The organism is Acidimicrobiia bacterium (genome assembly GCA_041394025.1).
Taxonomy (GTDB): domain Bacteria; phylum Actinomycetota; class Acidimicrobiia; order IMCC26256; family JAOSJL01; genus JAOSJL01.
This window is the reverse complement of record JAWKJA010000003.1, coordinates 149206-175911: the sequence shown is the minus strand read 5'-3', so window position 1 is coordinate 175911 and position 26706 is coordinate 149206. Positions and strand designations below refer to the sequence as shown.

The 26706-nt window shown below is 69.6% G+C and carries 24 protein-coding genes and 1 pseudogene; 19 read left to right on the top strand and 6 right to left on the bottom strand.

The annotated features are described in order from the left end of the window. Positions 1 to 8: 8 nt before the first annotated feature. The 7 genes and pseudogenes from atpF (at position 9) to R3A49_08275 (ending at position 6886) form a co-directional block, all read left to right on the top strand. Entirely contained in the window at positions 9 to 713 is a 705-nt protein-coding gene (gene atpF, locus R3A49_08305) for a F0F1 ATP synthase subunit B (protein MEZ5170730.1), read from the top strand. Next, positions 710 to 1240: an ATP synthase F1 subunit delta gene (gene atpH, locus R3A49_08300; GenBank protein ID MEZ5170729.1), complete on the top strand. Its 531-nt coding sequence runs from the start codon at positions 710 to 712 to the stop codon at positions 1238 to 1240. The genes atpF and atpH overlap by 4 nt, the downstream gene beginning before the upstream one ends. After that, the gene (gene atpA, locus R3A49_08295) at positions 1240 to 2853 is read left to right on the top strand and encodes a F0F1 ATP synthase subunit alpha (GenBank protein MEZ5170728.1); all 1614 of its coding nucleotides are present in this window, start codon (positions 1240 to 1242) and stop codon (positions 2851 to 2853) included. The genes atpH and atpA overlap by 1 nt, the downstream gene beginning before the upstream one ends. A 135-nt stretch (positions 2854 to 2988) precedes the next feature. Next, positions 2989 to 3882: pseudogene (locus tag R3A49_08290) on the top strand (F0F1 ATP synthase subunit gamma). Positions 3883 to 4024: 142 nt separating this feature from the next. Then, positions 4025 to 5464 (top strand): F0F1 ATP synthase subunit beta, encoded by a 1440-nt coding sequence (gene atpD / locus R3A49_08285; GenBank protein MEZ5170727.1) that lies wholly within the window; start codon positions 4025 to 4027, stop codon positions 5462 to 5464. 3 nt (positions 5465 to 5467) lie between these two features. Beyond that, positions 5468 to 5866, top strand: coding sequence for an ATP synthase F1 subunit epsilon (gene atpC, locus R3A49_08280; protein MEZ5170726.1), 399 nt, complete (start codon positions 5468 to 5470; stop codon positions 5864 to 5866). Between the two features lie 63 nt (positions 5867 to 5929). Then, the gene (locus tag R3A49_08275; GenBank protein ID MEZ5170725.1) at positions 5930 to 6886 is read left to right on the top strand and encodes a hypothetical protein; all 957 of its coding nucleotides are present in this window, start codon (positions 5930 to 5932) and stop codon (positions 6884 to 6886) included. A gap of 88 nt (positions 6887 to 6974) precedes the next feature. Here the strand turns inward: R3A49_08275 and glpX are convergent, their stop codons facing one another. Then, positions 6975 to 7967 carry a class II fructose-bisphosphatase gene (glpX, locus tag R3A49_08270; GenBank protein MEZ5170724.1) on the bottom strand — a complete coding sequence of 331 codons (993 nt, stop codon included), beginning with the start codon at positions 7965 to 7967 and terminating at the stop codon, positions 6975 to 6977. 168 nt (positions 7968 to 8135) lie between these two features. Between glpX and R3A49_08265 the strand changes: the two genes are divergently transcribed. After that, positions 8136 to 9734, top strand: a complete 1599-nt coding sequence (locus tag R3A49_08265) for a sulfatase-like hydrolase/transferase (protein ID MEZ5170723.1) — start codon at positions 8136 to 8138, stop codon at positions 9732 to 9734. A 111-nt stretch (positions 9735 to 9845) separates the two neighbouring features. After that, a complete protein-coding gene (locus R3A49_08260; GenBank protein MEZ5170722.1) occupies positions 9846 to 10472 on the top strand; it encodes a class I SAM-dependent methyltransferase in 627 nt (208 codons plus the stop codon). Between the two features lie 37 nt (positions 10473 to 10509). Here R3A49_08260 and R3A49_08255 read toward each other — a convergent pair whose 3' ends face one another. The 4 genes from R3A49_08255 to R3A49_08240 all read right to left on the bottom strand — a co-directional run bounded on the left by R3A49_08255 (position 10510) and on the right by R3A49_08240 (position 13909). Further along, positions 10510 to 10725 (bottom strand): hypothetical protein, encoded by a 216-nt coding sequence (locus R3A49_08255; GenBank protein MEZ5170721.1) that lies wholly within the window; start codon positions 10723 to 10725, stop codon positions 10510 to 10512. A gap of 70 nt (positions 10726 to 10795) precedes the next feature. Further along, positions 10796 to 11881, bottom strand: coding sequence for a prenyltransferase (locus R3A49_08250; GenBank protein MEZ5170720.1), 1086 nt, complete (start codon positions 11879 to 11881; stop codon positions 10796 to 10798). Then, positions 11868 to 12620: a methyltransferase domain-containing protein gene (locus R3A49_08245; GenBank protein MEZ5170719.1), complete on the bottom strand. Its 753-nt coding sequence runs from the start codon at positions 12618 to 12620 to the stop codon at positions 11868 to 11870. Before R3A49_08245 ends, R3A49_08250 begins: the two co-directional genes overlap by 14 nt. Further along, the gene (locus R3A49_08240) at positions 12620 to 13909 is read right to left on the bottom strand and encodes a glycosyltransferase family 4 protein (GenBank protein MEZ5170718.1); all 1290 of its coding nucleotides are present in this window, start codon (positions 13907 to 13909) and stop codon (positions 12620 to 12622) included. Before R3A49_08240 ends, R3A49_08245 begins: the two co-directional genes overlap by 1 nt. Positions 13910 to 14068: 159 nt before the next feature. Here R3A49_08240 and R3A49_08235 point away from each other — a divergent pair, with 159 nt between their 5' ends. From R3A49_08235 to R3A49_08195, 9 genes are all read left to right on the top strand, one after another. After that, entirely contained in the window at positions 14069 to 15928 is a 1860-nt protein-coding gene (locus R3A49_08235) for a prolyl oligopeptidase family serine peptidase (protein ID MEZ5170717.1), read from the top strand. Continuing rightward, a complete protein-coding gene (locus R3A49_08230) occupies positions 15925 to 16566 on the top strand; it encodes an alpha/beta family hydrolase (GenBank protein MEZ5170716.1) in 642 nt (213 codons plus the stop codon). The genes R3A49_08235 and R3A49_08230 overlap by 4 nt, the downstream gene beginning before the upstream one ends. 25 nt (positions 16567 to 16591) lie before the next feature. Then, the gene (locus tag R3A49_08225) at positions 16592 to 17425 is read left to right on the top strand and encodes an enoyl-CoA hydratase-related protein (protein ID MEZ5170715.1); all 834 of its coding nucleotides are present in this window, start codon (positions 16592 to 16594) and stop codon (positions 17423 to 17425) included. Between the two features lie 60 nt (positions 17426 to 17485). Next, complete coding sequence (gene murA, locus R3A49_08220) at positions 17486 to 18742, top strand: UDP-N-acetylglucosamine 1-carboxyvinyltransferase (GenBank protein ID MEZ5170714.1); 1257 nt, start codon at positions 17486 to 17488, stop codon at positions 18740 to 18742. A 168-nt stretch (positions 18743 to 18910) separates the two neighbouring features. Next, positions 18911 to 19165, top strand: coding sequence for a NifU family protein (locus tag R3A49_08215; protein ID MEZ5170713.1), 255 nt, complete (start codon positions 18911 to 18913; stop codon positions 19163 to 19165). Positions 19166 to 19211: 46 nt separating this feature from the next. Beyond that, positions 19212 to 20171 carry a methylmalonyl Co-A mutase-associated GTPase MeaB gene (gene meaB, locus R3A49_08210; GenBank protein ID MEZ5170712.1) on the top strand — a complete coding sequence of 320 codons (960 nt, stop codon included), beginning with the start codon at positions 19212 to 19214 and terminating at the stop codon, positions 20169 to 20171. Between the two features lie 293 nt (positions 20172 to 20464). Continuing rightward, a complete protein-coding gene (locus R3A49_08205; GenBank protein ID MEZ5170711.1) occupies positions 20465 to 20695 on the top strand; it encodes a PLDc N-terminal domain-containing protein in 231 nt (76 codons plus the stop codon). 128 nt (positions 20696 to 20823) lie between these two features. Then, the gene (locus tag R3A49_08200) at positions 20824 to 21444 is read left to right on the top strand and encodes a class I SAM-dependent methyltransferase (protein MEZ5170710.1); all 621 of its coding nucleotides are present in this window, start codon (positions 20824 to 20826) and stop codon (positions 21442 to 21444) included. 186 nt (positions 21445 to 21630) lie between these two features. Further along, positions 21631 to 23016: a DUF2252 domain-containing protein gene (locus R3A49_08195; GenBank protein MEZ5170709.1), complete on the top strand. Its 1386-nt coding sequence runs from the start codon at positions 21631 to 21633 to the stop codon at positions 23014 to 23016. An 85-nt stretch (positions 23017 to 23101) separates the two neighbouring features. Here the strand turns inward: R3A49_08195 and R3A49_08190 are convergent, their stop codons facing one another. Further along, a complete protein-coding gene (locus R3A49_08190) occupies positions 23102 to 24061 on the bottom strand; it encodes an aldo/keto reductase family protein (GenBank protein ID MEZ5170708.1) in 960 nt (319 codons plus the stop codon). 271 nt (positions 24062 to 24332) lie between these two features. Between R3A49_08190 and lon the strand changes: the two genes are divergently transcribed. Beyond that, positions 24333 to 26666 (top strand): endopeptidase La, encoded by a 2334-nt coding sequence (lon, locus tag R3A49_08185; GenBank protein ID MEZ5170707.1) that lies wholly within the window; start codon positions 24333 to 24335, stop codon positions 26664 to 26666. Positions 26667 to 26706: the final 40 nt, after the last annotated feature.

Here is a 26706-nt window from a genome sequence, read left to right as displayed (position 1 = left end):
TCATGTTCGTGCGAACACGCATACTCGTCGTCGTCGCCTTGGCGGTCGGCCTCGTCGTCGCCGTTCCCGGCACGGCGTCGGCCTCCGGGGAGACGCTCGGAGGATGCCTCATCAAGAACTTCGAGGAGATCGTCGGGGGTCACGAGATCCCCGAGGAGCTCACGGCCGATCAGGAGGAACAGCTCGACGAGGCCGCCGAGGAATGCAAAGAGGCGCCCAACCCGATCCTTCCCGAGGTCAACGAGCTGATCTGGGGTGGGTTGTTCTTCCTCGTCGTGCTCGTCGGGCTCGTCAAGTTCGGTGTCCCCGCCCTGAAGAAGGGGATGGCCGACCGCGAGGAGCGCATCCGGGAGGACCTTGAGGAGGCCGAAAGGGCCAAGGCCGACGGCCAGGAGCAGCTGGGCGAGTACCAGAGGCAGCTGGCCGACGCCCGCGAGGAGGCGGCCCGGATCATCGAGGAGGCGCGGGAGTCCGCCGACGGTGTGCGATCCGAGCTCATCGCCCAGGCGGAGCAGGATGCCGCCGCGGTGCGTGAGCGTGCGAACGCCGACATCGCTGCTGCCACCGAGCGTGCGACCTCCGACCTGCAGGCGCAGGTGGGTGAGCTCGCCATCGAGCTGGCCGAGAGGGTCGTGCAGCAGAACCTCGATCACGACACCCAGGTGGCGCTGATCGAGAACTACATCAACGAGGTCGGGAGCACGAGCGAGTGACCGATCAGGACCGAGTCGACGCCTACGCCACGGCCGCCTACGAGACGGCCGTGGCCGAGGGTGCCCTCGAAGCAGTCGAAGACGAGCTCTTCCGGTTCGCCCGGGTCCTGGAGGGATCCGATGATCTCCGGATGACGCTGACCGACGCCGCCACCCCGATCGAGCGTCGTATGGCCGTCGTCGAGCAGCTGCTCGGCGGCAGGGCCCACCAGGTGACGGCGAGTTTCGTGCTCTACGTCGTCGGTGCCGGTCGCGCCCGCGACCTCCCCGCGATCGCCGACGCACTCGTGGCGAAGGCCGCCACCCGCAAGGAGAGCGCCGTGGCCGAGGTACGCAGCGCCGTGGAGCTCGACGACGCCACGCAGCAGCGCGTCGCGCAGGCGCTCTCCGACGCCACCGGACAGCAGATCACCGTCAAGGTGGTCGTCGACCCCGCGGTCATGGGCGGCCTCGTCGCCCGTATCGGCGACACCGTCATCGACGGCACGGTCCGCCACCGCCTCGAAGAACTGAAGGAGCGCATCTGATGGCCGAGCTCACCATCAACGCCGGCGAGATCGCAGCGGCGCTGCGGGAGCACGTCGGGGGTTTCGAGCCCAGCCTCGAGCAGGCACAGGTCGGCAACGTCACCGAGGTCGGTGACGGCATCGCCCGTGTGTCGGGGCTTCCCAACGCGGCCGTCAACGAGCTGCTCGAGTTCGAGGGCGGAACCCTCGGCCTCGCGCTGAACCTCGACGAGGACACCATCGGCGCCGTCGTGCTCGGCGAGGCCAGCGACATCGACGAGGGTGCGGCCACCCGTGCGACGGGGCGGATCCTCTCGGTGCCGGTCGGCGACGCCCTGCTCGGCCGCGTCGTCGACGCGCTGGGTCAGCCCGTCGACGGGAAGGGCCCGGTGTCCTCCGACTCCGAGCGGCGCCTCGAGATCCAGGCGCCGGGCATCATCGACCGCCAGCCGGTCGACGAGCCGCTCCAGACCGGCATCAAGTCGATCGACGCCATGACCCCGGTGGGCCGCGGTCAGCGTGAGCTGATCATCGGCGACCGCAAGACCGGCAAGACCACCGTCGCCATCGACACGATCATCAACCAGGCCGGCCAGGACGTGAAGTGCATCTATGTGGCCGTCGGCCAGAAGGGCTCCACCGTCGCCCAGACCGTCGCCACGCTCGAGGAGAACGGGGCGCTCGACTACACCGTCGTCGTCAACGCTCCGGCGTCCGACGAGGCGGTCTTCAAGTACCTCGCCCCCTACACCGGCGCCGCCATGGGCGCGCACTGGATGGACGGCGGCGAGGCCGCGCTCGTGGTATACGACGACCTCTCCAAGCAGGCCGACGCCTACCGGCAGCTCTCGCTGCTGCTGCGCCGCCCACCGGGCCGTGAGGCCTACCCCGGCGACGTCTTCTACCTCCACAGCCGCCTTCTCGAGCGCGCCGCCAAGCTGAGCGACGACAAGGGCGGTGGGTCGCTCACGGCGCTGCCGATCATCGAGACCAAGGCGGGCGACGTCTCGGCCTACATCCCGACCAACGTGATCTCGATCACCGACGGCCAGATCTACCTCCAGGACGACCTGTTCAAGGCCGGCGTGCGCCCGGCCGTCGACGTGGGGATCTCGGTTTCCCGTGTCGGTGGTGACGCACAGATCAAAGCCATGAAGAGCGTCGCCGGAACGCTGAAGATCGACCTGGCGCAGTTCCGCGACCTCGAGGCGTTCGCCACCTTCGGCTCCGAGCTCGACAAGGTCTCGGCCGCGCAGCTCGACCGCGGATACCGGCTCACCGAGCTGCTCAAGCAGCCGCTCAACTCGCCCATGCCCGTCGAGGAGCAGGTCGTCGTGATCTTCGCCGGCACCAAGGGCCACATCGACGACATCGAGGTCGAGGACGTCAAGCGCTTCGAGACCGAGGTGCTCGAGTGGTTCCGGGTGCGCCACACGGACCTCCTCCTCGACATCCGCAACACGGGAAAGATCGCTGACGAGGACGCCATCGCGACAGCGATCGACGACTTCAAGGCGCAGTTCACGCCGCCGACCGGTCACGCCCCCGAGATCGAGGCAGACGTCGACTCGCTCGTCGCCGACGCCGAGGCCGTGGGCGAGGCCGAGTCCGACAAGACCCTGGCGACAGAGTGAGCGGCGGTCGGATGCTTACTTTCGGATCGTTCACCCTCGTCGGAGGGGCACGGGCGCTGCTGAGCACCTGCACCCGTCCTCGAACGAGCGACCGCGACCGGGGTACCCCCGGTCGCAGCGAGTGAGTCAGACAGAATGGCAGGGGCCCAGGAGCGGATTCTTCGGCGGCGCATCAAGAGCGTCGACTCCACGAAGAAGATCACACGCGCCATGGAGCTCATCGCGGCCAGCCGGATCGTCAAGGCGCAGGCCCGCGTCACCGAGGCCGTTCCGTACAGCGACGAGATCACCAAGGTGGTCCGCAACCTCGCCGCGGCGTCGACCGGCCTCGACAACGACTACCTCACGGCACGCGAGCAGATCCGCCGAGCCGCGCAGGTCGTCGTCGCCGGTGACCGCGGGCTGGCCGGTGCCTACAACGCCAATGTCATCCGTGCGGCGGAGGGCGCCATCAGAGAGCACCGCGAGCAGGGTCGCGACTACGCGCTGTTCACCGTCGGCAACAAGGCCGAGAGCTACTTCCGCTTCCGACAGTTCACGATCGACGCCGCCTTCGGCGGTTTCACCGACAAGCCCTCCTACGAGGACGCCCGCAGGATCGCCCATGCGGTCAATGCGGCCTTCCTCGAGGGCGACATCGACCAGGTCGACCTCGTCTACACGCGCTTCGTCTCCGCCGGCACCCAGGAAGTCGTGGTGCGTCCGCTGATTCCCTTGGAAGCCGAAGTCGTGGCCGGTGAGGACGAGGTCATCACGGCCGACGAGCGGCAGGCCGTCGCCGGCTACGAGTTCGAGCCGGCGCCCGATGTGATCCTCGAGCGGCTCCTTCCCCGCTACATCGAGGCGCGGATCTACGCCGCCCTGCTCAACGCGGCCGCCTCGGAGCACGCCAACCGGCAGAAGGCCATGAAGGCGGCCACCGACAACGCCGAGGAGCTCAAGACCACGCTCAGCCGCCAGATGAACCGTGCCCGCCAGGACGCCATCACCACCGAGATCACGGAGATCGTGGGTGGCGCCGAGGCGCTGCGCGGTGGTGTTGCCGTCACCGAGGAGGAGCCGGCGCTCATCGACGCCGGCGAGGCCGCCTACCTGCTCGACCACGAACAGACGTGACACGAACGTTGTCCACGAAGACCTTCACAGAGATGTTGAAACGAGGAGTATCCCGATGGCAGTGACCGAACAGGACACCCAGTTGAAGGACGGCCGCGTGGTCGCCATCGCTGGTCCCGTGGTCGACGTCGAGTTTCCCGGCGACGCGTTGCCCGAGATCAACACCGCGCTCGAGATGGAAGTCGAGCTCGAGGGAGACACGATCGTCATCACGGCCGAGGTCGCCCAGCAGATCGGCGAAGGCCGCGTGCGCGCGGTCTGCCTGAAGCCGACCGACGGCCTCCGTCGTGGTGCCACCGTGCGCAACACCGGTCGGGGCATCACCGTGCCCGTCGGCGAGGGGACCCTCGGCCATGTGTTCAACGTGATCGGTGAGCCGCTCGACATCAGCGAGGACCAACTCACCGGCATCGAGGACCGCTGGGAGATCCACCGCGACCCTCCGCCGTTCGACGAGCTCGAGCCCAAGGCGGAGATGTTCGAGACCGGCATCAAGGTCATCGACCTCCTCGAGCCCTACGTGCAGGGCGGAAAGATCGGCCTGTTCGGTGGTGCGGGCGTCGGCAAGACCGTGCTCATCATGGAGATGATCAACCGGGTCGCCAGCCAGCACGGTGGCGTGTCGGTGTTCGCCGGCGTGGGGGAGCGCACCCGGGAGGGAACCGACCTGCACATCGAGATGCAGGAGTCGGGTGTCATCGAGAAGGCCGCTCTCATGTACGGCCAGATGGACGAGCCGCCCGGCGTGCGCCTGCGGGTAGCGCTCTCGGCGCTCACGATGGCGGAGTACTTCCGTGACGTGAAGCACCAGGACGTGCTGCTGTTCGTCGACAACATCTTCCGTTTCGTGCAGGCCGGCTCGGAGGTGTCGACGCTGCTCGGACGCATGCCCTCCGCGGTGGGCTACCAGCCGACGCTCGCCGACGAGATGGGTGAGCTCCAGGAGCGGATCACATCCACGAAGGGCCGGTCCATCACGTCGCTCCAGGCGGTCTACGTTCCCGCCGACGACTACACCGACCCGGCGCCGTTCACGACGTTCACCCACCTCGACGCCACGACCGAGCTGTCCCGCCAGATCGCGTCGCTGGGCATCTACCCGGCTGTCGACCCGCTGGCGTCGACCTCCAACATCCTCACCCCCGAGGTCGTCGGCGACCGTCACTACGACGTCGCCCGGCGCACCCAGGAGGTCCTCCAGCGCTTCAAGGAGCTCCAGGACATCATCGCCATCCTCGGGATGGACGAGCTGTCCGAGGAGGACAAGATCACGGTGCAGCGTGCCCGCAAGGTGCAGCGGTTCCTGAGCCAGCCGTTCTTCGTCGGTGAGAAGTTCACGGGCAACAAGGGCATCTACGTGCCCCGCGAGGAGACCGTCGAGTCCTTCGAGGCCCTCGTGAACGGCGACCTCGATGACGCGCCCGAGCAGGCGTTCCTCAACGTCGGCGGCGCCGAGAGCGTGCTGGCCAAAGCCCGCGAGCTCGAGAGCAGCTGAGGCGTGTCGGTCCACGTCGAGCTCGTCTCCCCGGAGAAGATGCTCTACTCCGGAGACGCGGAGATGATCGTCGCGCGCACCACCGAGGGCGACATCGCCTTCCTCGACGGGCACGCGCCGTTCCTCGGCTCACTCGGCATCGGTGTCGTGCGGATCATCCACGAGCAGGACCGGGAGGACGTCGCCGCCATCCACGGCGGTTTCGTGGAGGTCACCGGTGGCAACGTGATCGTGCTGTCCGACGTGGCCGAGTTGGCCGCCGAGATCGACGTCCCACGTGCCGAAGCGGCGCGTGACCGGGCCCGACAGCAGTTGGACTCCGAGCCGACCGCCGAGACCGAGGCCGCCCTCGCCCGGGCCAACACCCGTCTCCTCGCCGCCGGCGCCGACGCCGTCATTTGATGCGTCCCTGAGGTCCGAATAGCGCGCCTCAGGGACGCATCAAATTGCTCGTAGTGTGCGGGTGTGAGGTCGCTGCTGGCCGTCTTCGGTGTCCTGGTCCTCCTGGCGTGGGGGATCAGCCGCGGGCAGGAGCCGTTTCCGCCTGAGTTCGTTCAGCCCGAGGTGGCACCGGCAGAGCCGATCGAGGCGCCCGGTGTCACTCGCGACGTCGCGGTCTACGAGGGCCTCGGTACCTGGGTCGACATCTTCGACATCGACGCCGGTCGTGCCGGCGGGACGCCTCCGGTCACCCCCGACGCCCTGCCCGACATGGCGGGCGTGGGGGTGCGGACTCTGTACCTCCAGGCCGCCGACGAGTCGATGGACGAGCCCGGTGTCTTCCAGCCCGACCTGACGGGGGAGTTCCTCGTGAAGGCGCACGCGGCCGGAGTGCGGGTCGTCGGCTGGTTCGTGCCACGGCACGGTGACGTGGAGCGGGATCTGGCGTTTCTGCGGGCCGTGGCCGAGTTCGAGTACGAGGGGCACCGCTTCGACGGCGTGGCGCTCGACATCGAATGGACCCAGACCGAGCCCGACCCCGCCGCGCGCAGCGCGGCGACGGTGGAACTCGCGGCGCAGGCGTCGGAGTTCCTCGGTGACGAAGCACTCGGCGCCATCGTCCTGGAGCCACTCCTCGTGGAGGACGTGAACCCGAACCTCTGGCCCGACTATCCATATGCCGACCTGGCCGGGAGTGTCGACGTGTTCCTCCCGATGAGTTACTGGACGAACCGAACGGCGTCGTCGGGCCTGCGTGACGGCTTCGTCTACACGGCGGGGAACGTCGAGGGGTTGCGGGCGCACGTCGGCGAGGGCGTCTCGATACACGTGATCGGGGGCGTCGGCGACGCCACGACGCCCGACGACCTCCAGGGGTTCGCCACCGCGGCCTTCGAGCAGAAGGCGGTCGGCCTGTCGCTCTACGACTGGAACACGACGCTCAGCAGCGCCTGGGACACCCTCCGCGGCCCCGCCTCCTGACGACCCCCACCGACCCCTCGCCGAGATGGTGCGATAACCGGTTCCATGGCCCGGAAACTGCACCAACCCGGCCGGGGTGGTGAGGTGTTCAGTCGAAGTCGAGGGAGGAGTACTGCATGAGCTTGCGCCAGGTGTGGTTGGCCTCCACCCGGCGGACGGTGCCGCTCTTGGAACGCATCACCAGCGAGTGGGTCTCTGCACCGTTGCCCCAGTAGCGCACGCCCTTGACGAGGTCACCCCCGGTGATCCCCGTGCACGCGAAGAAGCAGTCGTCACTGGCGATGAGGTCGTCGAGGCCGAGGATCCGGTCGAGGTCGTAGCCCTGGTTCTCCGCCTCGCTGCGCTCCTTGTCGTTGCGCGGCCACAGGCGTCCCTGCATCCCTCCCCCGAGGGCCTTGAGTGCCGCCGCAGCGATCACGCCCTCGGGGGTGCCGCCGATACCGAACAGGATGTCGGCCCCGGCGTCGTTCCATGCGGCGGAGATCGCCCCGGCGACGTCGCCGTCAGGGATGAGACGGATCCGCGCGCCCGCCTCACGGCACTCCTTGATGATGTCGGTGTGGCGGTCGCGGTCGAGCACGACGGCCGTGACGTCGTCGACGTCCTCGCCCTTGGCCTTCGCCACCGCGTTCAGGTTGTCGGTGACGCTCGCCTCGAGGTCGATCACGTCGGCCGCCTCGGGCCCGACGGCGATCTTCTCCATGTAGACACAGGGACCGGGATTGAACATCGACCCGCGCTCGGACACGGCGATCACGGCGATGGCGCCGGGCCGACCCAGGGAGGTGAGTGTGGTCCCGTCGATCGGGTCGACGGCGATGTCGACGTGCGGGGGGTTCCCGTCGCCGATCTCCTCGCCGTTGTAGAGCATCGGCGCCTCGTCCTTCTCGCCCTCACCGATCACGACGATGCCGTCCATCGTCACGGTGTTGAGGACGAGCCGCATGGCGTCGACGGCGGCCTGGTCGGCGGCGTTCTTGTCGCCCCGGCCCATCCACCGGCCTCCCGCCAGGGCGGCGACCTCGGTGGTGCGGACCAGGTCCAGCGCCAGGTTGCGGTCGGGCGCCTGTCGTTGCTCCATCGGGCTTCCTCCGGTCACGCTGTGCGTGCTCTGAACTGCCGCTGACACTACGCCTCCCCACGCCGTCACGACGATCCGACACCTCCGGTAGGGTCGCCACTTTGATGCGTCCCTGAGGTCCGTATAGCGCGCTCCACGGACGCATCAAACGGACCGGGAGGGCGGGGCATGGGACGGAACATCCTGTTGATCACCACCGACCAGCAGCGCTACGACGCCCTGGGATGCAACGGCGGCACCGTGGCCCGCACACCGGTCGTCGACGCCCTCGCCGCCGCGGGAATCACCTACCGCCGTGCCTACAACCAGAACACCGTGTGCATGCCGGCGCGCTCCACGATGCTCACCGGGCAGTACGTCCGCACCCACGGCGTCTTCGCCAACGGGGTGCCCCTCCCCGCCGACGCACCCAGTGTGGCCGCGCACCTCGCCGAGTCGGCCGGCTACCGGACGGCACTGCTCGGCAAGGCCCACTTCGAGCCGGGTTTCGACCCGTCGCACGACTACCCCGAGAACAGCCTCGCCGACACCGACTCGACGGGCCCTCTGCGCGGCTTCGACCACGCCGAGCTGAGCATGCACATCGCCGCGGGCCTCGGTGCCCCGCTCCAGCACTACGGGAAGTGGCTGATGGAGAACTTCCCCGGCGAGGAGAAGGGTTTCGCCCCGTTGCTCCTCGCCAAGGGTGGTGGCGACACTGGCGCGCCGGAGACGAAGCTCAACCCGATTCCCCGCGACCACTACCACACCGACTGGGTCGCCGACCGCACGATCGCGTACCTCGACTCGCTGGATGCCGACGACGACTGGTTCGTGTGGATGAGCTTCCCCGACCCTCACCACCCGTGGGATCCACCGGCGTCCGAGCGGCACCGCGTCGACTGGGGCGATCTCGACCTCCCCCCGGGACATCCCGGGTCGCCCGAGCGCATCCGTGAGATCCTGGCGCGGAAGCCCGCGCACTGGCTCGCCTACTTCGACGGGTCATTCGTCAACCTCGAGGGCGCCCCCGCCACGTTCCGGCCCGGCGCGCTCTCTCACGACAACATCCGCGAGATCAACGCGATGTGTCACATCATGAACGAGTTGATCGACGAGGCCTGTGGGCGGGTCCTCGACCGTGTCTCCGCACGGGGATGGGACGCACGCACCGACGTGTTCTTCACCACCGACCACGGCGAGATGCAGGGCGACTACGGGCTCCTCTACAAGGGGCCGTTCCACACCGACTCCTTGATGCGGGTCCCCCTCGTGTGGCGCCCGGCGCCCGAGGTCGGGGTGGCGCCTGCTGCCGTCTCCGAGCCGGTCGGGCACCTCGACCTCGCTCCGACGTTCTGTGACATCGCCGGGGTGGAGACGCCCGAGTTCATGCAGGGGTCGCCGCTCCCGACCGCACCCGGGTCGGGTCGGGAGCGCGTGCTCTGCGAGTGGGACTCCCAGTTCGGCGGGTACGGGATGCACCTGCGCTCCATCTACCGCGACGGATGGCTCGCCACGGCCTACGAACCCAGCACCGTCGGACAGCCCACCGGGATCGAGGAGTGGCTGGCCGAGGGGGTGCTCGGCATCACGGAGAGTCCAGTGACCGACATCGAGTACGAGGGGACCGAGGGCGAGCTCTACGACGTGGAGTCCGACCCCCACCAGTTCCGCAACCTGTGGGACGATCCGGGCCACCGCTCACAGCGCGACGACCTGGTCGCCGACCTCTACGACAACCTTCCACCGCAACGGGATCCGCGCCTGAAGGTCACGCGTCCCGCGTAGAGACGCACCAGGAGTCGACGCCTTCAGTAGGGTCGCACCAGATGCAGTGCGTCACTGAGGGGTCATATGCGGACCTCAGTGCCCCACTGCATCTCCTGGCAGGGGAGTCGAATGGACGAGGCGATGCTGAACGTGGCTCGGGCCGCGCGCGGGTTCATGCCCGACGACGAGGGTCTGGCCCTCCACGAGGCGGGGCTGCGCGGCGCCCGGGTCGGCCCGCTCCTCGAGATCGGCAGCTACTGCGGGAAGTCCGCCGTGTACCTCGGCGCAGCGGCGGCGGCGTCCGGCACCGTTCTGTTGACCGTGGACCACCACCGTGGGTCCGAGGAGAACCAGGCGGGCTGGGAGCACCACGACGTCGAGGTCGTCGATCCCGGAACGGGACGGATGGACACGCTCCCGTTCTTCCGCCGGACGATCGAGGAGGCGGGTCTCGAGGACTCGGTCATCGCGATCGTGGGCGATTCGCCGACACTCGCGCTGCACTGGCGCACACCCGTCGGGCTCCTGTTCATCGACGGGGGCCACTCGGAGGAGGCCGCGGGTTCCGACTACGACGCGTGGGCCTCGTTCGTCGTGCCCGAAGGGGTCCTCGCCATCCACGACGTGTTCGAGAGTCCCGATGACGGTGGGCAGGCCCCGTTCCATGTGTGGCAGCGGGCGGTCGCCGGTGGTGACTTCGAGCCCGAGACGACCACCGGGAGCCTGCGGACGCTGCGACGCGTGCGTACCGGCTGACGAACCCTCAGCTGAAGGTGCCTCAGGTGAACCAGCCTCAGGTGAAGAAGATGAAGGCGACCATCCCCACCACGATGATGACCGCGAGGACGGCTGCACCCACCTTCTCGGCCGCCGTGTGGGACTCGACGTCGAAGCCGAGGTTCTCGGCCACGGCGTCGCGTTGATGTCGCTGTGAGTACTCGCGCTGTGGCCTGGAGCCCACCTTGGGGAGGTGCTGACGACCCTTCTTCTTCATGCCGGAGGAGCCCATGGGGCGTCAGACTACCTGCGGACAGCCGCCCCCCGAACGACCGACGGCGAGACGACCGCCTCGCGAACGACTACCCCGCGGAGCGGCGGATCTCGGCGAGGATGGCCTCACGGTCGAGACCCTCGGCCAGACCCTCGTAGCGGAAGAACGACGCCGTGAGGCCGGTCCCCTCGAGGGCGTTGGCCGCCAGGACGACGGCCGCCAGGTTCCACGTGGGCTGCTCCTCGGGGTAGATGGCGCCGTCGAGGTGGAAGGTGTCGTCGTCGAAGTTCATGCCCGTCCAGTAGCCGCCGCCGTCGGCACGCAGGAACTGGATCCATCCGAACAGCTCGCGGGCTTTGGCGGTCTCGCCGAGGGCGTCGAGTGCGAGCACGAGCTCACACGTCTCGGCGGCGGTGATCCACGGACGGTCGGACACGCAGCGCACACCGCGGCCCTCCACGACGAAGTGGGGCCACAGCTCGACGATGCGCCACCATGCCGACTCCCCGCGCAGCACGCCGCCGAGGAGCGGGTAGTACCAGTCCATCGCCCAGCGTTCCTTGTCGAGGAAGACCTCGCGGCGGGTCTCGACGGCGTGGGCGAGCGAGCCCAGCGACAGCTCCCAGTCGGGGCGCTCGTCACCGAGGTGCTCGGCCATGAGGATGGCGCAGCGGATGCTGGCGTGGATGCTGGAGCAGCCGGTGAGCAGCGCCCCGCGCCAGATCTGCTTCGTGGGGTCGGCCGACCACACGATCTCGCCGGACTCGGCCTGGTGGTCGAGGCAGAAGTCGATCCCGTCGGCCACCACCGGCCAGAAGTCCTTGAGGAAGCGGTCGTCACCGGTCGAGAGGTAGTGGTGCAGCACACCGTTGGCGAGGTAGGCGGTGACGTTGGTGTCGATCGTGACGTCCTCGATGTCGGTGCCGATGTAGTAGGCGTGGAACGCTCCGTCGGGCCGTTGCATCCGGCGCAGCCACTCGTAGGCGGCCTCGGCCTCGGCGTGACGGCCGCCGACGTCGAGCGCCATGGCGGCCTCCACCATGTTCCACGGGTCGCTGTGGCCCCCGGGGGTCCACGGGATGTTGCCGTCGTCGAGCTGGTGGTCGGCGATGAGTGCGACCGTCTCGTCGAGCTCGTCGGCGGTGACGATCCCGCTCACGTCACGCAGCGGCATCGGACACCTCGGCTCGGGTCGCGTCACCGGGGGGCAGTGTGCAGTAGATGATGAGGCTCTTGCCGAGCACGGGGTTCGCCAGATCCTCGAGGACGCGGGTCCAGCGCGGGCGACGGGTCATCTCCCACACGAGGAAGTCGTGGTAGCGCCTCGTGGCGTAGGCGTCGTCGTTGTCGACCCCGACGGTGCAGCGCACCCACCAGTAGGGCGAGTGCAGGGCGTGGGCATGGCCGGACCCCTCGACCACTAGGCCGCCGCGGCGCAGCCTGTCCTCCAGTTGACCCTTTCGGTAGATCCGGACGTGACCGCCGGGCGTGGTGTGGTAGTCGCTCGACAGCGCCCAGCAGACCCGCTCCGGCAACCAGGTCGGAACGGTGACGGCGATGCGACCGCCGGGACGCAGGACGCGCACCAGCTCGGCCATGGCGGCCTCGTCGTCGGGGATGTGCTCGAGGACCTCCGAGGCCACGATGCGGTCGAAGCTGTCGTCGGGGAACGGGAGGCGCAGGGCGTCGCCCTGGACGGGGCCGCCCGGATCCCCGTCGGGGAGCTCACCGGCCTCGTGCATGGCGCCGCTCGTGGCCACCACGTCCTGGAGCTCCCCCCAGCCCTGGTCGAGCGCCACGACGGTCGCACCGCGTCGCATCATCTCGAACACGTGACGCCCGCCCCCGCACCCCATGTCGAGCACGCGCTCGCCGGGTCGCAGCTCGAGACGCTCGAAGTCGACGGTGAGCATCAGGTGCCCGTCGCCCCGTGGCCGGTCCGGTCCTCGCCCGCGGCGACCCGCCGGTAGTGCTCGGCGGTGCCCTGCGCGGTCGCCTTCCATGTGAAGCGCTCCGTGACGCGGGCACGGCCGGCCTCACCGATCCGTTCCCGGAGGGTGGCGTCGCCGAGTCCCTCGAGGAGTGCGCCGGCCAACGCGGAAGGGTCACCCGGTTCGACGAGCAGCCCCGTCTCGTGGTCGGTGCCGACGACCTCGGGTAGTGCTCCGCCCGTGGTGGCCACGAGCGGGACGCCGCAGGCCATGGCCTCGACCGCCGGAAGGGAGAAGCCCTCGTAGAGCGACGGGACGACGGCCAGTTCGGCCTCGCCGTAGAGCCGAACGATCTCGGAGGTCTCGACGCCGCTCACGAACTGCACCGCGTCGCCGAGGTTCAGCCGGTCGAGAACGGCCGGGACGGCGCTCTTCTTCTTCTTGAGCTTGCCGATCACGACGAGGTGCGCGTCGGGGCGCTCGGTGCGCGCCTTGGCGAGTGCCTCGAGCAGGATCGTGAGCCCCTTCATCGGGATGTCGGCGCTGGCCGTGGTCATGATCCGCCCGCGCACCCTCTGCACGTCGGGCCGGGGCACGAAGACCTCGGGGTCCATGCCCACGGGGACGATGTGGAGCTGGTCGTCGGACACGCCCATCTGGGCGACGATGTCGCGCCGCGACGACTCGCTGACCGTGAGGAGCCGGGGGATCCGACGAGCGACACGCATCTGCATGTTGAGGAAGCCGTACCAGCGCCGGAACATGAACCGTCGCCACAGGTTCTTCTCGTGGGCGAGCTCCACGTCGCGATCGACGGTGATGGGGTGGTGCAGCGTCGCCAGGACCGGGAGGCCGTCGTCGACGAGGTCGAGGATTCCCGTGCCGAGGCACTGGTTGTCGTGGATGACGTCGAACTCGTCGGCGCGCTCACGCACGATGTCGCGGGCGCGGATGCTGAAGGCGTAGGGCTCGGGGTAGCCGGCGGCGCAGAGGATGGCGTACTCGGCGACGTCGGCGTAGGAGCGGAACTCGTGGGGCCACGGGGCGCGGAACGGGTTGTCCTTGCGGTACAGGTCGAGGCCCGGCACCTCGACGAGCTCGACCCCCTCGTCGAGCACGGGGTACGGCTGGCCGGAGAACACGGTGACCCGGTGGCCGAGGTTCGCCAGCTCCCGGGTGAGGTGGCGGGTGTAGACGCCCTGGCCGCCGCAATGCGGATTGCCCCGGAACATCAGGTAGGCGACGCGCAGGGGCCGCTCGGCGGTGGGCATAAGGCAGTAGTTTCGCCGAATCGGTGCCCCCGAGGGCAAATGTCGCCCGCAATCGCAACGCCCGCAGGCGCCCGGTGTCCCCGTCGGGCCGCCCACCTGCGGGGACGTACGCCGGCGAACCGGAGGGCGCCGGCGTGGCGACCGGTACGCTCCGGCGCCGTGGGCACTCCCGGCACGCCGCCACTCAGCGCCGAGCAGCTCTCCTCGGGCGGGGGCCCGGGTACCCCGCTGTGGGTGCCCGGTTTCGGGCCCGCCTGGACGGAGCGCTCCGGTGACGACTCGTCGGTGGTGTGCGAGTCGGCGTCGGGAGCGCGGCGGGTGATCTCGGGCGACGCCCCGCCGGCGGGGCGTCCCACGATGGACGCCACCTTCGACGGTCGGGTCGTCTACCCGGAGCGGTCCGGGCGCCTCGTCGTCGCCGACGTCGCGGCCCCGTCCGGGAGCAACCCGGTCCCCCTCACACCCGAGGGCGTGCGCGCCGGTGCGCCCGCCGTGTCGCCCGACGGCGAGCACGTGGCTTACGTCGCCGAAACGCAGGAATCCTGCGTCGTGGCGGTCACACCTCTCGACGGGGGTGGCGCCTGCGCCGGGCCCATCGCCGTGTCGTCGGCCGACTTCGCTCTCGACCCTGCCTGGTCGCCCGACGGGAAGTACCTCGTGTGGCACGAGTGGGACATCCCGGCGATGCCCTGGGACGACTCACGCGTCGTCGCGATGGTCTGGCCCGACGGCCCGGTGACTGTCGTCGCAGGCCGAGGGGCGGGGAGTCACGCGGCCGAACACCCGCAGTCGGTCGGCCAACCGCGGTTCTCGCCCGATGGAGCGCTGGTGGCGTACGTCGGCGACGCTCCTGGATGGGCACGCGTCACCGTGTGCCCCGCCGGCGGCTCCGGCGCGCACCACCCGGTGCACGGCACCGGCGAGCACGCGGAGCCGACGTGGGGGCCGGGCCAGCGCAGCTACGCGTGGGCGCCCGACTCGTCCGCCCTGGCGTGGTGCGAGAACGACGACGGTGCGGGGCGGCTCGTGGTCGGCGCGCCGGGCCACGACGGGCGTCATGTCGCCGGCGGATGGCACCGGTCGCTGCACTGGTCGGAGGAGGGCGGTCTGCTCGCCGTCCGGTCCGCGCCGTCCGTTGCTCCCCACATCGTGCGCTACGCGGATCCCCGACCCGTCGACAGCCCGGATCGGGCGGCCCCACCCGTCGTCGTGGCGTCGGCTCCCGCCGTCGGCGACCAGCCCGGTCCCGAACCCGTGTCCTGGGAGGTGGGAACCGACATGGCCCACGGCCTGCTCTGGCGGGCGACCGGCGGCCACGACACGGCCCGTCCCCTTCTCGTGAACATCCACGGCGGCCCGACCGATCAGGCCGTGGCCGACTGGTGGTCCCGGGCCGCCTTCTGGTGCGGGCGCGGGTGGAACGTGCTCACCCCCAACGGGCGCGGGTCCACCGGTTACGGGCGTGCCTACACGCAGGCGCTCGCCGGGCGCTGGGGTGAGCTCGACGTCGACGACGTCGTCGCGGTGCTGCGGGTGGCCGGTCCTGCGGGCTGGGGCGATCCCGAGCGTGTCGTTGTCACCGGCGGCAGCGCGGGTGGCTTCACGGCGTTGCTCGTGGCCGCATCGACGCCCGGTCTCGTGGCAGCCGTGGTGGTGCGCTACCCGGTCACGGATCTCGAGGCTCTGGCGGCCGGCACGCACCGCTTCGAGGCCCACTACACCGACACCCTGGTCGGGCCGCTGCCCGAATGCCGGGACACCTACAGGGAGCGCTCGCCGGTGCGCAGGGTCGAAGGTCTGGCGTCGGTGCCCGTCCTGGTCTTCCAGGGAGGCGACGACCCGGCCGTCCCGCAGGCCCAGACCGACGCCTTCGTGGAGGCGGCACGCGCCGCCGGCGCCGAGGTCGAGTACCGGGTCTATCCCGGCGAGGGCCACGGCTTCTCCGACCCCTCCACGGTCGTCGACGAGCTGACCCGAACCGAGGCGTTCCTCGACCGACACGTACCCTCGTCGCCGTGAGGCTCGCCTACTCGTTCCAGGGGCCGCGGCGGGGCGCCGATCGTTCCGTCCTGCTGGCGCACGGCGCGGGTTCCGACCGCCACGCGCCGGTCCTCGTCGCCGTGGCGGCCGCCCTCGAAGACGCCGGAATCCCGAGCCTGCGTTTCGACTACCCCTACCGTGTGGAGGGCCGCAAGGCTCCCGACTCCAAGAAGAAGCTCGACGCCGCCACCCGCCAGGCCGCGGCGAACCTCACCCGTCGCACCGACCTCCCCCCGGAGCGCCTCGTGCTCGGCGGGCGCTCCATGGGTGGGCGCTACACGTCGATCATCGTCGGCGACGAGGACGACCCCGTTCCGGCACTCGGGCTCCTGCTGCTCGGCTATCCCCTGCACGCGGCCGGCAAGCCCGAGAAGGCACGCGCCGACCACTTCCCGCGCCTCGACGTGCCCGTACTCTTCGCCAGCGGCACCCGCGACAGCCTCGCCGCGAAGCCCGACCTCGCGAAGGCGGCGAGGAAGATCCCGGGACCGGTGGAGTTCTGCTGGCTGGAGAGCGCCGACCACGGGTTCAAACCGCTGAAGAGCAGCGGCCTGACCCCCGACGACATCAACGCCACCGTGGCCGATGCAGCCGTGCGCTGGGTGCGCGGCCTGTAGCGACAGTTCGACGACAGGAGAGCTGATGGCACGTTTCGACACCACCGGATTCACGACCGACAACCTGCGCTACGAACGCGACGGCCACGTCGCCACGCTCACCCTCGACCGGCCCGACAAGCTCAACGCCCTCACGATCGAGATGTGGGACGAGCTCGCCGACCTAGGAGAGCAGCTCATCGCGGAGAACACCGAAAAGAGCGACGTGCGCTGTCTCGTGGTCCGGGGAGCCGGGCGTGCCTTCTGCAGCGGTATCGACGTCTCGGTGTTCGCGAGTGGTGGCTCCGACGGCAGCGGCGGAAGCATCGCCAACCCCGACGGCATCCAGCGCCTCCAGGCCGGCTTCAACTGGCTGGAGGACGCCCCATTCCCCACGGTGGCGGCGCTGCACGGCTACGCCTTCGGTGGCGGGCTCCAGTGTGCGCTGGCGTGCGACATCCGCGTCGCACGGGAAGACACGAGGATGGGCATCCTCGAGCTCAACTTCGGGATCATCCCCGACCTCGGGGGGACGCAGCGGCTCCCGCGGGTCGTCGGGGTCGGCAAGGCCAAGGAGCTCATCTACACGTCGGCCAAGATCGACGCCGCCGAGGCCCACCGCATCGGGCTCGTCGAGCGGCTCGTGGCGGAGAGCGACTTCGCCGCCGAGGTCGACACCCTGGCGTCGGAGCTGGCGGCGCGTCCGCCGCTGGCGCTGCGCCGGTCGAAGGAGATGGTGAACGCGTCGTTCGACCTGTCGATCGCCGAGGGCCTGCGCCGGGAGGCGGAGGTGCAGATGGACTGCCTGCGCTCGGCCGACGCCATGGAGGCCATGGCCGCCACCCTGGAAGGCCGCGACTCTGAGTTCACCGGCCGCTAGAGCCCGACGGAGCGCGGCCGCTCGTGGCTGCGTCGCACGATCGGAATAGCCTCCACCGGCATGGACCGGCTGCTGGTGCGACCCGGGAACGCGCTGTCGGGGTCGGTACGCGTCTCGGGAGCGACGAAGAACAGCGGCTGCAAGCAGATGGCCGCCGCGCTCATGGCACCCGGGCGGTCGCGGCTCTCCAACATGCCGCCGGTGGCCGATCTCGACGTGATGTCCGACGTTCTCCGGGCCGTCGGGGCCACCGTCGAGCAACCGAACGACGACGAGGTCATCGTCGACGCCAGCGGCGACCTCCACGGTGAAGCTCCGTATGACCTCGTCACAAAGATGCGGGCGTCGGTCAACGTGCTCGGTCCGCTCCTCGCGCGCTGCGGTGAAGCATTCGTCGCCATGCCCGGCGGCGACAACATCGGGAGCCGCAAGCTCGACATGCACTTCCGCGGTCTCGCCGATCTCGGCGCCGACATCGAGGTCGTCCACGGCACGATCCAGGCGCGGTGTACGCGCCTCGTCGGCGCGTCGCTCACACTCGACTTCCCCTCGGTCGGCGCCACCGAGAACCTCCTCACGGCGTCGGTCCTCGCCGACGGTCACACGCGCATCGAGAACGCCGCACGCGAGCCCGAGATCACCGAGCTCGCCGCGTTCCTCAACCGGATGGGCGCCCACATCACGGGAGCGGGCACGGCGGTGATCGACGTGGAGGGAGTCCGCGAGCTCCACGCCGTCGACGCCGAGATCATGCCCGACCGCATCGAGACCGGAACCTTCCTCATGGCGTGCGCGGCGGCCGGCGGTGAGATCACGCTCGAGGGAGCGCGTCTCGAGCACGTCGAGATGGTGGCCCGGAAGCTGGGCGACATGGGCGTGAAGGTCGCCGGCACGCCGGAGGGAATCTGGGTGTCGGCTGTGGGCCGACCCCGCGCCGTCGACATCTCGACGCTCCCTCATCCCGGTTTCGCCACCGACTTCATGCCGTTGGCGATGGCGCCGCTCACCGTCGCCGACGGCACGTCGGTCGTCACCGAGAACGTGTTCGACAACCGCTACACGTTCGTCGACGAGCTGAACCGGATGGGCGCCGACGTCCGCACAGAGGGCCGCCACGCCGTGGTACGCGGCGTGGAATGCCTGTCCGGTGCACCGGTGCGAGCCCTCGACGTGCGCGCGGGTGCGGCACTGGTCCTCGCGGGACTGGCGGCCGACGGTGAGACACTCGTGTCGGAGTGCCGCCACATCGCCCGGGGCTACGTCGACCTTCCGGGCATGCTGCGATCCCTCGGCGCCGACGTGACAATCGCCGACTGACGCCTTCCGCCCGGGCGGCGGTCGGATCAGCGGTAGCCGACCGGTCCGTCGACGGCGCCCGACCGTTTGGGACCGGCACCGGGAACACATGGGATACTGGAGGTTGTTGAACGACCCGGACGGCGCCACCCGGTGCCGCGACACGGTGAGTGATCTGAGGACACGACCATGACCACAGGGACCGACACCGACCCCCGCGAAGCAGGCGTCGCGGAGGCGATCGACGCCATCCGCCCTGCGCTCCAGGCCGACGGCGGCGACATCCGACTCGTCGGCATCGACGACGAGGGCGTCGTGTCGGTCGAGCTCGTGGGCGCCTGTGGCACGTGCCCGGTGTCGACGATGACGCTCAAGGCCGGTGTCGAGCGCATCATCATGGATCGCGTCGATGGCATCACCGAGGTCGTCCAGGTCGAATCCTGAGGGTCCCGGTGACTCCACACGTTCGCTTCCCGCACCTGCGCTTCTCGTGACCAAGGCCGTCGCGGCTGCATCCGCGGGAGACCTCGTGGAGGCCGCCGTCACAGGTGAGCGTGGCGCCGTGGCGCGCCTCCTGTCGATGATCGAGACCGGAGGCCCCGACGCACACACGGCGGTCGGGGCGCTCTACTCGCACACGGGGAGCGCCTACGTCGTCGGCATCACCGGTGCGCCCGGGTCGGGGAAGTCGACGCTCACCGACCGGCTCGTCGGGCGCATCCGCGACGACGGTGACGAGGTCGGCGTGCTCGCCATCGACCCCACGAGCCCGTTCAGCGGGGGAGCGATCCTCGGCGACCGGATCCGCATGCAGGACCACGCCACCGACCCCGGCGTGTTCATCCGCTCCATGGCAACGCGCGGCCACCTTGGCGGCCTGGCACTCGCCACACCCCAGGCCGTGCGCGTTCTCGACGCCGCGGGAAAGGACTGGGTGCTGATCGAGACCGTCGGGGTCGGGCAGGTGGAGGTCGAGATCGCCGGGGCCGCCGACACCACCATCGTGGTCGTGAATCCCGGGTGGGGTGACGCAATCCAGGCGAACAAGGCCGGGCTGCTCGAGATCGCCGACGTGTTCGCGGTCAACAAGGCCGACCGTCCCGGTGCGGCAGAGGCCGTGCGGGATCTCGAGATGATGCTCGATCTCGCGGGCGACCGGGAGTGGCGCCCACCGGTGGTGGAGACCGTCGCTGTCGACGATACGGGCACCGACACACTGCTCGACGCCGTCGCCACCCACCGCCGGTTCCTGGAATCGGACGGGCGGCTCGACGCCCGCCGTCACCGCCGCACGCTCGACGAGCTTCGCCGCATCGTCGTCGCCCAGCTCGACGCCCGCGCCGACGATCTGTGCAGCGGTCAGCGGTTCGAGACCCTGGCGCAACGTGTGGTCGAGCGCGACATCGACCCCTACGCCGCCGCCGCCGAGCTCCTCGGCACCGAAGGCTAGGTGTCGACGCCGACGACTACGACAAGCTCCAGAAGGCCATCTCGGATGCTTCCGACGACGTCGGCAGGGCGATCGATTCCTGAGCAGACAACGCTGGTCGGAGCCGAACCGTCTCGTCCGGCGTCACGCGCCGGGATCGGCCTCAGGTGGGGAGGATTCCGGGGCGGCGCGCTTCCTCGACGGTTCCCGGACTGATCACCCTGAACGGGTGACGAAAAGCTCACGCCGGTCGGCGATGATCGGTCATCCCACTAGCGTTGTCCACACCTACTCGTCTCCAAGGAGGCACACGAATGCTCGCCTATGATTTTCCGCTCCTGAGCCTGACCCTGGCGGTGCTCTGGTTCTTCTTCATCTTTTCCATCTTCTTCGCCATCATCTGGGCGTTCATCGACAACTTCCGTCGTCACGACCACAGCGGCTGGGCGAAGGCCGGATGGGCACTGGTCATCTTGATCATTCCCTTCTTCGGGATGTTGATCTATCTCATCGCTCGTCCGCCCGACGCGATTCCCGCAACCTGACCATCGAGCGCAACCGGGCGCTCTGGAAAGCGGTCAACGAGAAGTTCACCGACAGTCAGGCCGAGGCGTTGTGGGGGACGCCCGGCATCGGCTGGGGACTGTTCCGACGGTCCGAGGAGCAGCTCGAGGTGTTGGGCGATCCAGCCGGGCTCGACGTCCTGGAGCTCGCGTGCGGCACGGCGTACCTCTCCGCGTGGCTCGACGCCGCGGGCGCCCGAACGGTCGCGCTGGATCTCAGCCGAGCTCAACTCGCCACGGCACAGAGATGTCAGGCCCTCTTCGGTAGGCGCTTCCCGCTTCTCGAGGCCACCGCGGACGACGTCCCGCTGCGTTCGGCATCCTTCGATCTGGTCGTGAGCGAGTACGGCGCCGCACCATGGTGCGAACCGAGGCGCTGGCTGGCCGAGGCCGCACGGCTCCTGCGCCCCAGCGGGAAGCTGGTGTTTCTGACCAACAGCGTGCTCGCCGGCCTGTGTGTCCCCGACGACGAGGGACTTGCCGGCGACCGCTTGCTGCGGTCGCCGCGAGAACTCGTCCCCGTCGCTTGGCCGGGTGGCGGTATCGAGCACCATCCGGGCCATGGACAATGGATTCGGGAGCTGCGAGCAGCGGGTTTCGACGTCGAAGCGCTCCACGAGCTCTACGCTCCGTCCGACGCGTCGACGCCGGCGTACTACGAGATCGTGAGCGCGGACTGGGCTCGGAGATGGCCGGCCGAGGATCTCTGGGTCGCACGGCTCCGGGGATGACTCGACGTCACGCCGATTCGTGGCGCCCTCCGATCCGGTGATCGAACGACACCGCTGTGTCCGGCCGTGCTGATCACCCGGACCGGGTGACGCACCCCGCGGCGAGTCGGAGCAGGTGGCCTCTGTGGGTGTGCGGCGAACGGGTGTGGGAGAGTCGTGACCGCGAGCTCACCAAAGGAGCCTGCTGTGCCGAGCCTTGTTGATGGAACCGTTGCCGAGCGGGCCGAGGTCGGGCGTGCCGCCCGCAAGGACGTCCCGCGGTCGAGCCACGGAGACTGGAGCCCGGCGGAGGGACGGAGAGACCCCATCACGCTGCTCGAGGAGCAGAACGCGACCCGTGTCCCGTGGTTGGTCCCGCTTCGCCACGCGAGGATGCGCGTGTCGCCCTTCACCTTCTATCGGGGAACGGCGCGCATCATGGCGGCCGACCTCGCGTCGACACCCGTCTCCGGTTTCACCGCCCAACTCGGCGGTGACGCACACCTGTCGAACTTCGGTGCCTACGCGTCCCCCGAGCGACAGCTCGTGTTCGACGCCAACGACTTCGATGAGACGTTGCGCGGTCCGTGGGAATGGGATCTCAAGCGTCTCGCGGCGAGCTTCACGATCGCCGGACAGCACCTCGGTTTCTCCCGCAAGGCATGCCGAGAGGCGACGACGCACGCCGTCCGTTCATATCGGGCGGCGATGGCCGACTTCGCGAAGATGCGTACCCTCGACCTCTGGTACGACTACGTCAGCGTGGCGGACCTCCACGCCTCGGGGAAGATGGACTCCGCGGAGTTCGAAACACGACTCGACCGTTTTCAGCACCGCTCCGAGAAGAAGAACAGTCTTCAGGCGCTGCGCAAGCTGGCGGTCGAGGTCGACGGGCACTACAGGATCCGGAGCGACCCTCCCGTTCTCTTCCCTCTCCGAGATCTACCGGCTGAGTACGATCCCAGGGCACTCGAAGCGCTGGTGCGCAGGGCACTCGAGAGCTACAAGGGAACGCTCAGCGACGAACGACGCTGGCTCCTCGACCAGTACACGCCGATCGACGTCGGTATCAAGGTCGTCGGCGTCGGCAGCGTGGGGACCCGTTGCGTGATCGTCCTCTTCCAGGGGCGCGACGGAGGGGATCCCCTCTTCCTCCAGGCCAAGGAGGCCGAGGCCTCGGTGCTCGAAGAGCACCTCGAGCCGAGTCCCTACGAGAACAGCGGACGGCGGGTGGTGGAAGGCCAGAGGCTGGCGCAGGCACAGTCCGACATCTTCCTGGGCTGGACCGAGGGCCTCGAAGGCCGTCAGTTCTACGTGCGCCAGCTCCGCGATTGGAAGGGGTCGGTCGAGGTCGAGGACGGGAGCCCCCGACAGATGCGCTTCTACGCGGGGCTCTGTGGCCGGACGCTCGCGAGGGGCCACGCCCGATCGGGCGACCCGATCGCGATCGCCGCGTATGTGGGGAAGGGCACCGTTCTCGACCACGCGCTGGCTGACTTCTCCGAGGCCTATGCGGCTCAGAACATGGACGACTACGAGCGCTTCCAGGAGGCCATCGACAACGGCCGCCTGGAGGTCTCCGAGCTCCGCTGAGCGCCCGTCGACGGAGCGCTGGCCGCATCCTCCAGTTCGGATGAAACGGGGTTCACTCTGCCGGAATCGGACTCCCGCCCGGCGGTCAGCCGCGGGTCACGGACTCGAGCAGGTCACCCGCCCGTTGGAGAAGCTCGTCGGGTACATCGAGATCCGACGCCGCCACGTTGTCGTCGACGTGCTCGACCTTCGTGGCGCCCACGATGACGCTCGAGATCCCCGGCTCGCGCAGCGCCCACTTCAGTGCCAGCTGCGGGAGCGTGCACCCGGCCTCCTCGGCGAGGGGTCGGAGCGCCTGGACGGCGTCGAGCACCTCGGGCTCGAGGAGCCACGTGACCATGTCCTTGTCGCCACCCGCCGCCCGTGAGTCCTCGGGGATGTCGTCGGGCGTGGCGTACTTGCCCGTCAAGACGCCCTGGGCGAGAGGCGACCACACGACCTGGCCGAGCCCCAGCTCCCCGGAGACCGGGAGAACCCGCTTCTCGATCTCGCGCCACAGCATCGAGTACTGGGGTTGGTTGCTGATCGGCACGGGCCAGCCCTCCGAGCGGCACAGCGTCACGGCATGGGCGATCTGGTCGGCGGTCCACTCCGACACCCCCCAGTAGTGGACCTTGCCGGAGCGGATGGCGTCGGCCATGGCCGCGCAGGTCTCCTCGAGGGGCGTCTTCTCGTCGTAGCGGTGGCACTGGTAGATGTCGATCGTGTCGGTGCCGAGGCGGCGCAGGGAGGCGTGGAGCTGCTCCATGATGTGCTTGCGCGACAGGCCCGAGCTGTTGGGTCGTCGTGACATCGGGAAGTACACCTTGGTGGCGAGCACGTAGGACTCGCGCCGGTAGTCGGCGAGTGCGGCTCCCATGACCTCCTCGGCCCGGCCCGCGCTGTAGACGTTGGCGGTGTCGAAGAAGTTGACGCCCAGCTCGTAGGCCCGCCGGATGCAGGCGGTGGCGGCGTCGGCCTCCACCGAGCCGCCGTAGGTGAGCCACGACCCCAGCCCCACCTCGGACACCTCGACTCCCCAGCGACCCACCGACCGGTACCGCATGCCGTTCCTCTCCGTCGCGCCCGTAGATTCCCGTTCGGGTCTACCACTCCGGGATTGAGTCCCGTCGACGCAGGTTTCCTCACAAATCTGATCTCGTTCTCGGGAATAGGGGGCCCGGCTGTTCTGTTGTCACCGTCGAGGCCAGATCTGCCCAGCCGGAAGGTGACCCATGAGCGACGACGCCACCATGTCGGACGACACCGTGTCGGGCGATGCCATGCCCGACGGCCTCCCGCCCGACGACAGCACGGACGACACCACGGAGGACACAGTGCCTGTGCTACCGGTGCTGACGCTGACCACCGGTGTCGTGCTGCCCCAGATGGTGCTCACCATCGCCGCCGAGTCCGACGAGGCCCGCGCCGCGGTGGCGGCGGCCATGGAGGCCGACCGGCGCCTCCTGCTACTGCCGAAGGTCGGCGACCGCCATGCCCGGGTCGGCACGGTGGCGGTCATCGAGGACTCCGGTGACCTGCCGAGTGGCGGTCGTGGCATCCTCGTGCGAGGTCTGGCTCGCGCGCGGGTGGGCGCCGCCCGACCCAACGGGGATTCGGCGCTTCACGTAGAGGCGCAGCCGCTCGGCGAACCCTCCCCATCGGAGCGGGCCCACGAGATGGCCCGTGAGTACAAGGCGGTCGTCGAGAGCGTGCTGGAGCACCGCGGCGCGAGCCGCCTCATCGAAGGCCTTCGCGGGATCGACGATCCGGGCGTCGTCGCCGACACGGCCGGCTACTCGCCCGACGTCACGTTCGAGCAGAAGGTCGAGCTCCTCGAGGCCGTGGACGTCGAGGAGCGTCTCGACAAGGCCCTGGGCTGGATGCGCGACACCCTCGCCGAGCTCTCCCTCAAGGACAAGGTTCGGCGCGATGTGACCGAGGGGATGGAGAAGACCCAGCGCGAGTTCATGCTGCGCCAGCAGCTGGAGGCCATCCGGAAGGAGCTCGGCGAGGACGACGACGTCGTGGCCGAGTACCGGGCGCGCATGGACACGGCCGATCTGCCCGACGACGTAGCCGAGGCCGTGGAGCGTGAGCTCGGCCGCCTCGAGAAGACCAGCGAGCAGAGCGCCGAGCACGGGTGGATCCGCAGCTGGCTCGACACGATCTTCGAGATCCCGTGGGGGACGCTCTCCGAGGAGCACCTCGACGTGTCCGCGGCCCGCGACGTCCTCGATGCCGATCACACGGGTCTCGACGACGTGAAGGAACGCATCCTCGAGTTCCTCGCGGTCCGCAAGCTGCGCTCCGACCGAGGCCGTGAGCAGGAGGGCGGCCGTGGGTCGGGAGCCATCATCGCTCTCGTGGGTCCGCCCGGCGTGGGCAAGACCTCCCTCGGGGAGTCGGTGGCGCGCGCCCTGGGTCGTGAGTTCGTGCGAGTGTCGCTCGGTGGTGTGCGCGACGAGGCCGAGGTGCGCGGGCACCGTCGCACCTACGTCGGTGCGCAGCCCGGGCGGATCGCGCGGGCGCTGCGTGAGGCGGGCACGATGAACCCCGTCTTCATGCTCGACGAGGTCGACAAGCTCCAGCCCGGTGCGTTCTCCGGTGACCCGTCGGCCGCGCTCCTGGAGGTCCTCGACCCGGCGCAGAACCACTCGTTCCGCGACCACTACCTCGAGGTCGAGCTCGACCTGTCCCACGTGCTGTTCATCGCCACGGCCAACGTCGTCGACACGATCCCCGGCCCGCTGCTCGACCGCCTGGAGGTCGTCCGCCTTGACGGCTACACCGAGGACGACAAGGTGGCGATCGCCCGCAACCACCTGCTGGAGCGCCAGATCGAGCGCAACGGGCTCGACGACGACGAGGTCACCGTCGACGACGACGCCCTGCGGGGGATCGTGCTCGATTACACGCGTGAGGCCGGCGTCCGGAATCTCGAGCGGGAGATCGGGACGGTGCTTCGCAAGGTGGCGACGCGCATCGCCGCCGGCGACGACACTCCACCCGTGTCGGTCGGACGCGGCGACCTGCCCGACCTGCTCGGCCGCCCGAAGTTCTTCAACGAGGTGGTCGACCGCACCGCGAACCCCGGCGTGGCGACCGGCCTCGCCGTCACGGGCGTGGGTGGTGACGTCCTGTTCGTCGAGGCGAGTGTGATGCCCGGCGACGGGGGCACGGGAGCGGGCAGCTTCACGCTCACCGGGCAGCTCGGCGACGTCATGAGCGAGTCGGCGCAGATCGCGCAGTCCTACGTGCGCTCGCACGGCGACGCGCTGGGTCTCGACGCCGACGGCTTCGCCGGCAAGCGCTTCCACCTGCACGTGCCGTCGGGGGCCGTCCCCAAGGACGGTCCGTCGGCGGGGATCACGATGACCACGGCGCTCGTCAGCCTTCTCTCGGGCCGCCGGGTCCGGTCCGACGTGGGGATGACGGGAGAGGTGACCCTCCAGGGCCGCGTGCTGCCGATCGGTGGCGTGAAGCAGAAGGTGCTGGCGGCCCACCGCGCCGGGCTGCGGGAGGTCATTCTCCCGGCCCGTAACGAGGGCGACCTCGACGACGTGCCCGAGGCCGTCGCCGCGGAGATGACGTTCCACACCGTCGACGACGTGGCCGACGTTCTCGGCATCGCTCTCGAGCCTGCGACTGTCGAGGACGCGGCGGCCTGACGCACCGCTCCCGGTCCGGACAACGAGGTCCGGACTGGGG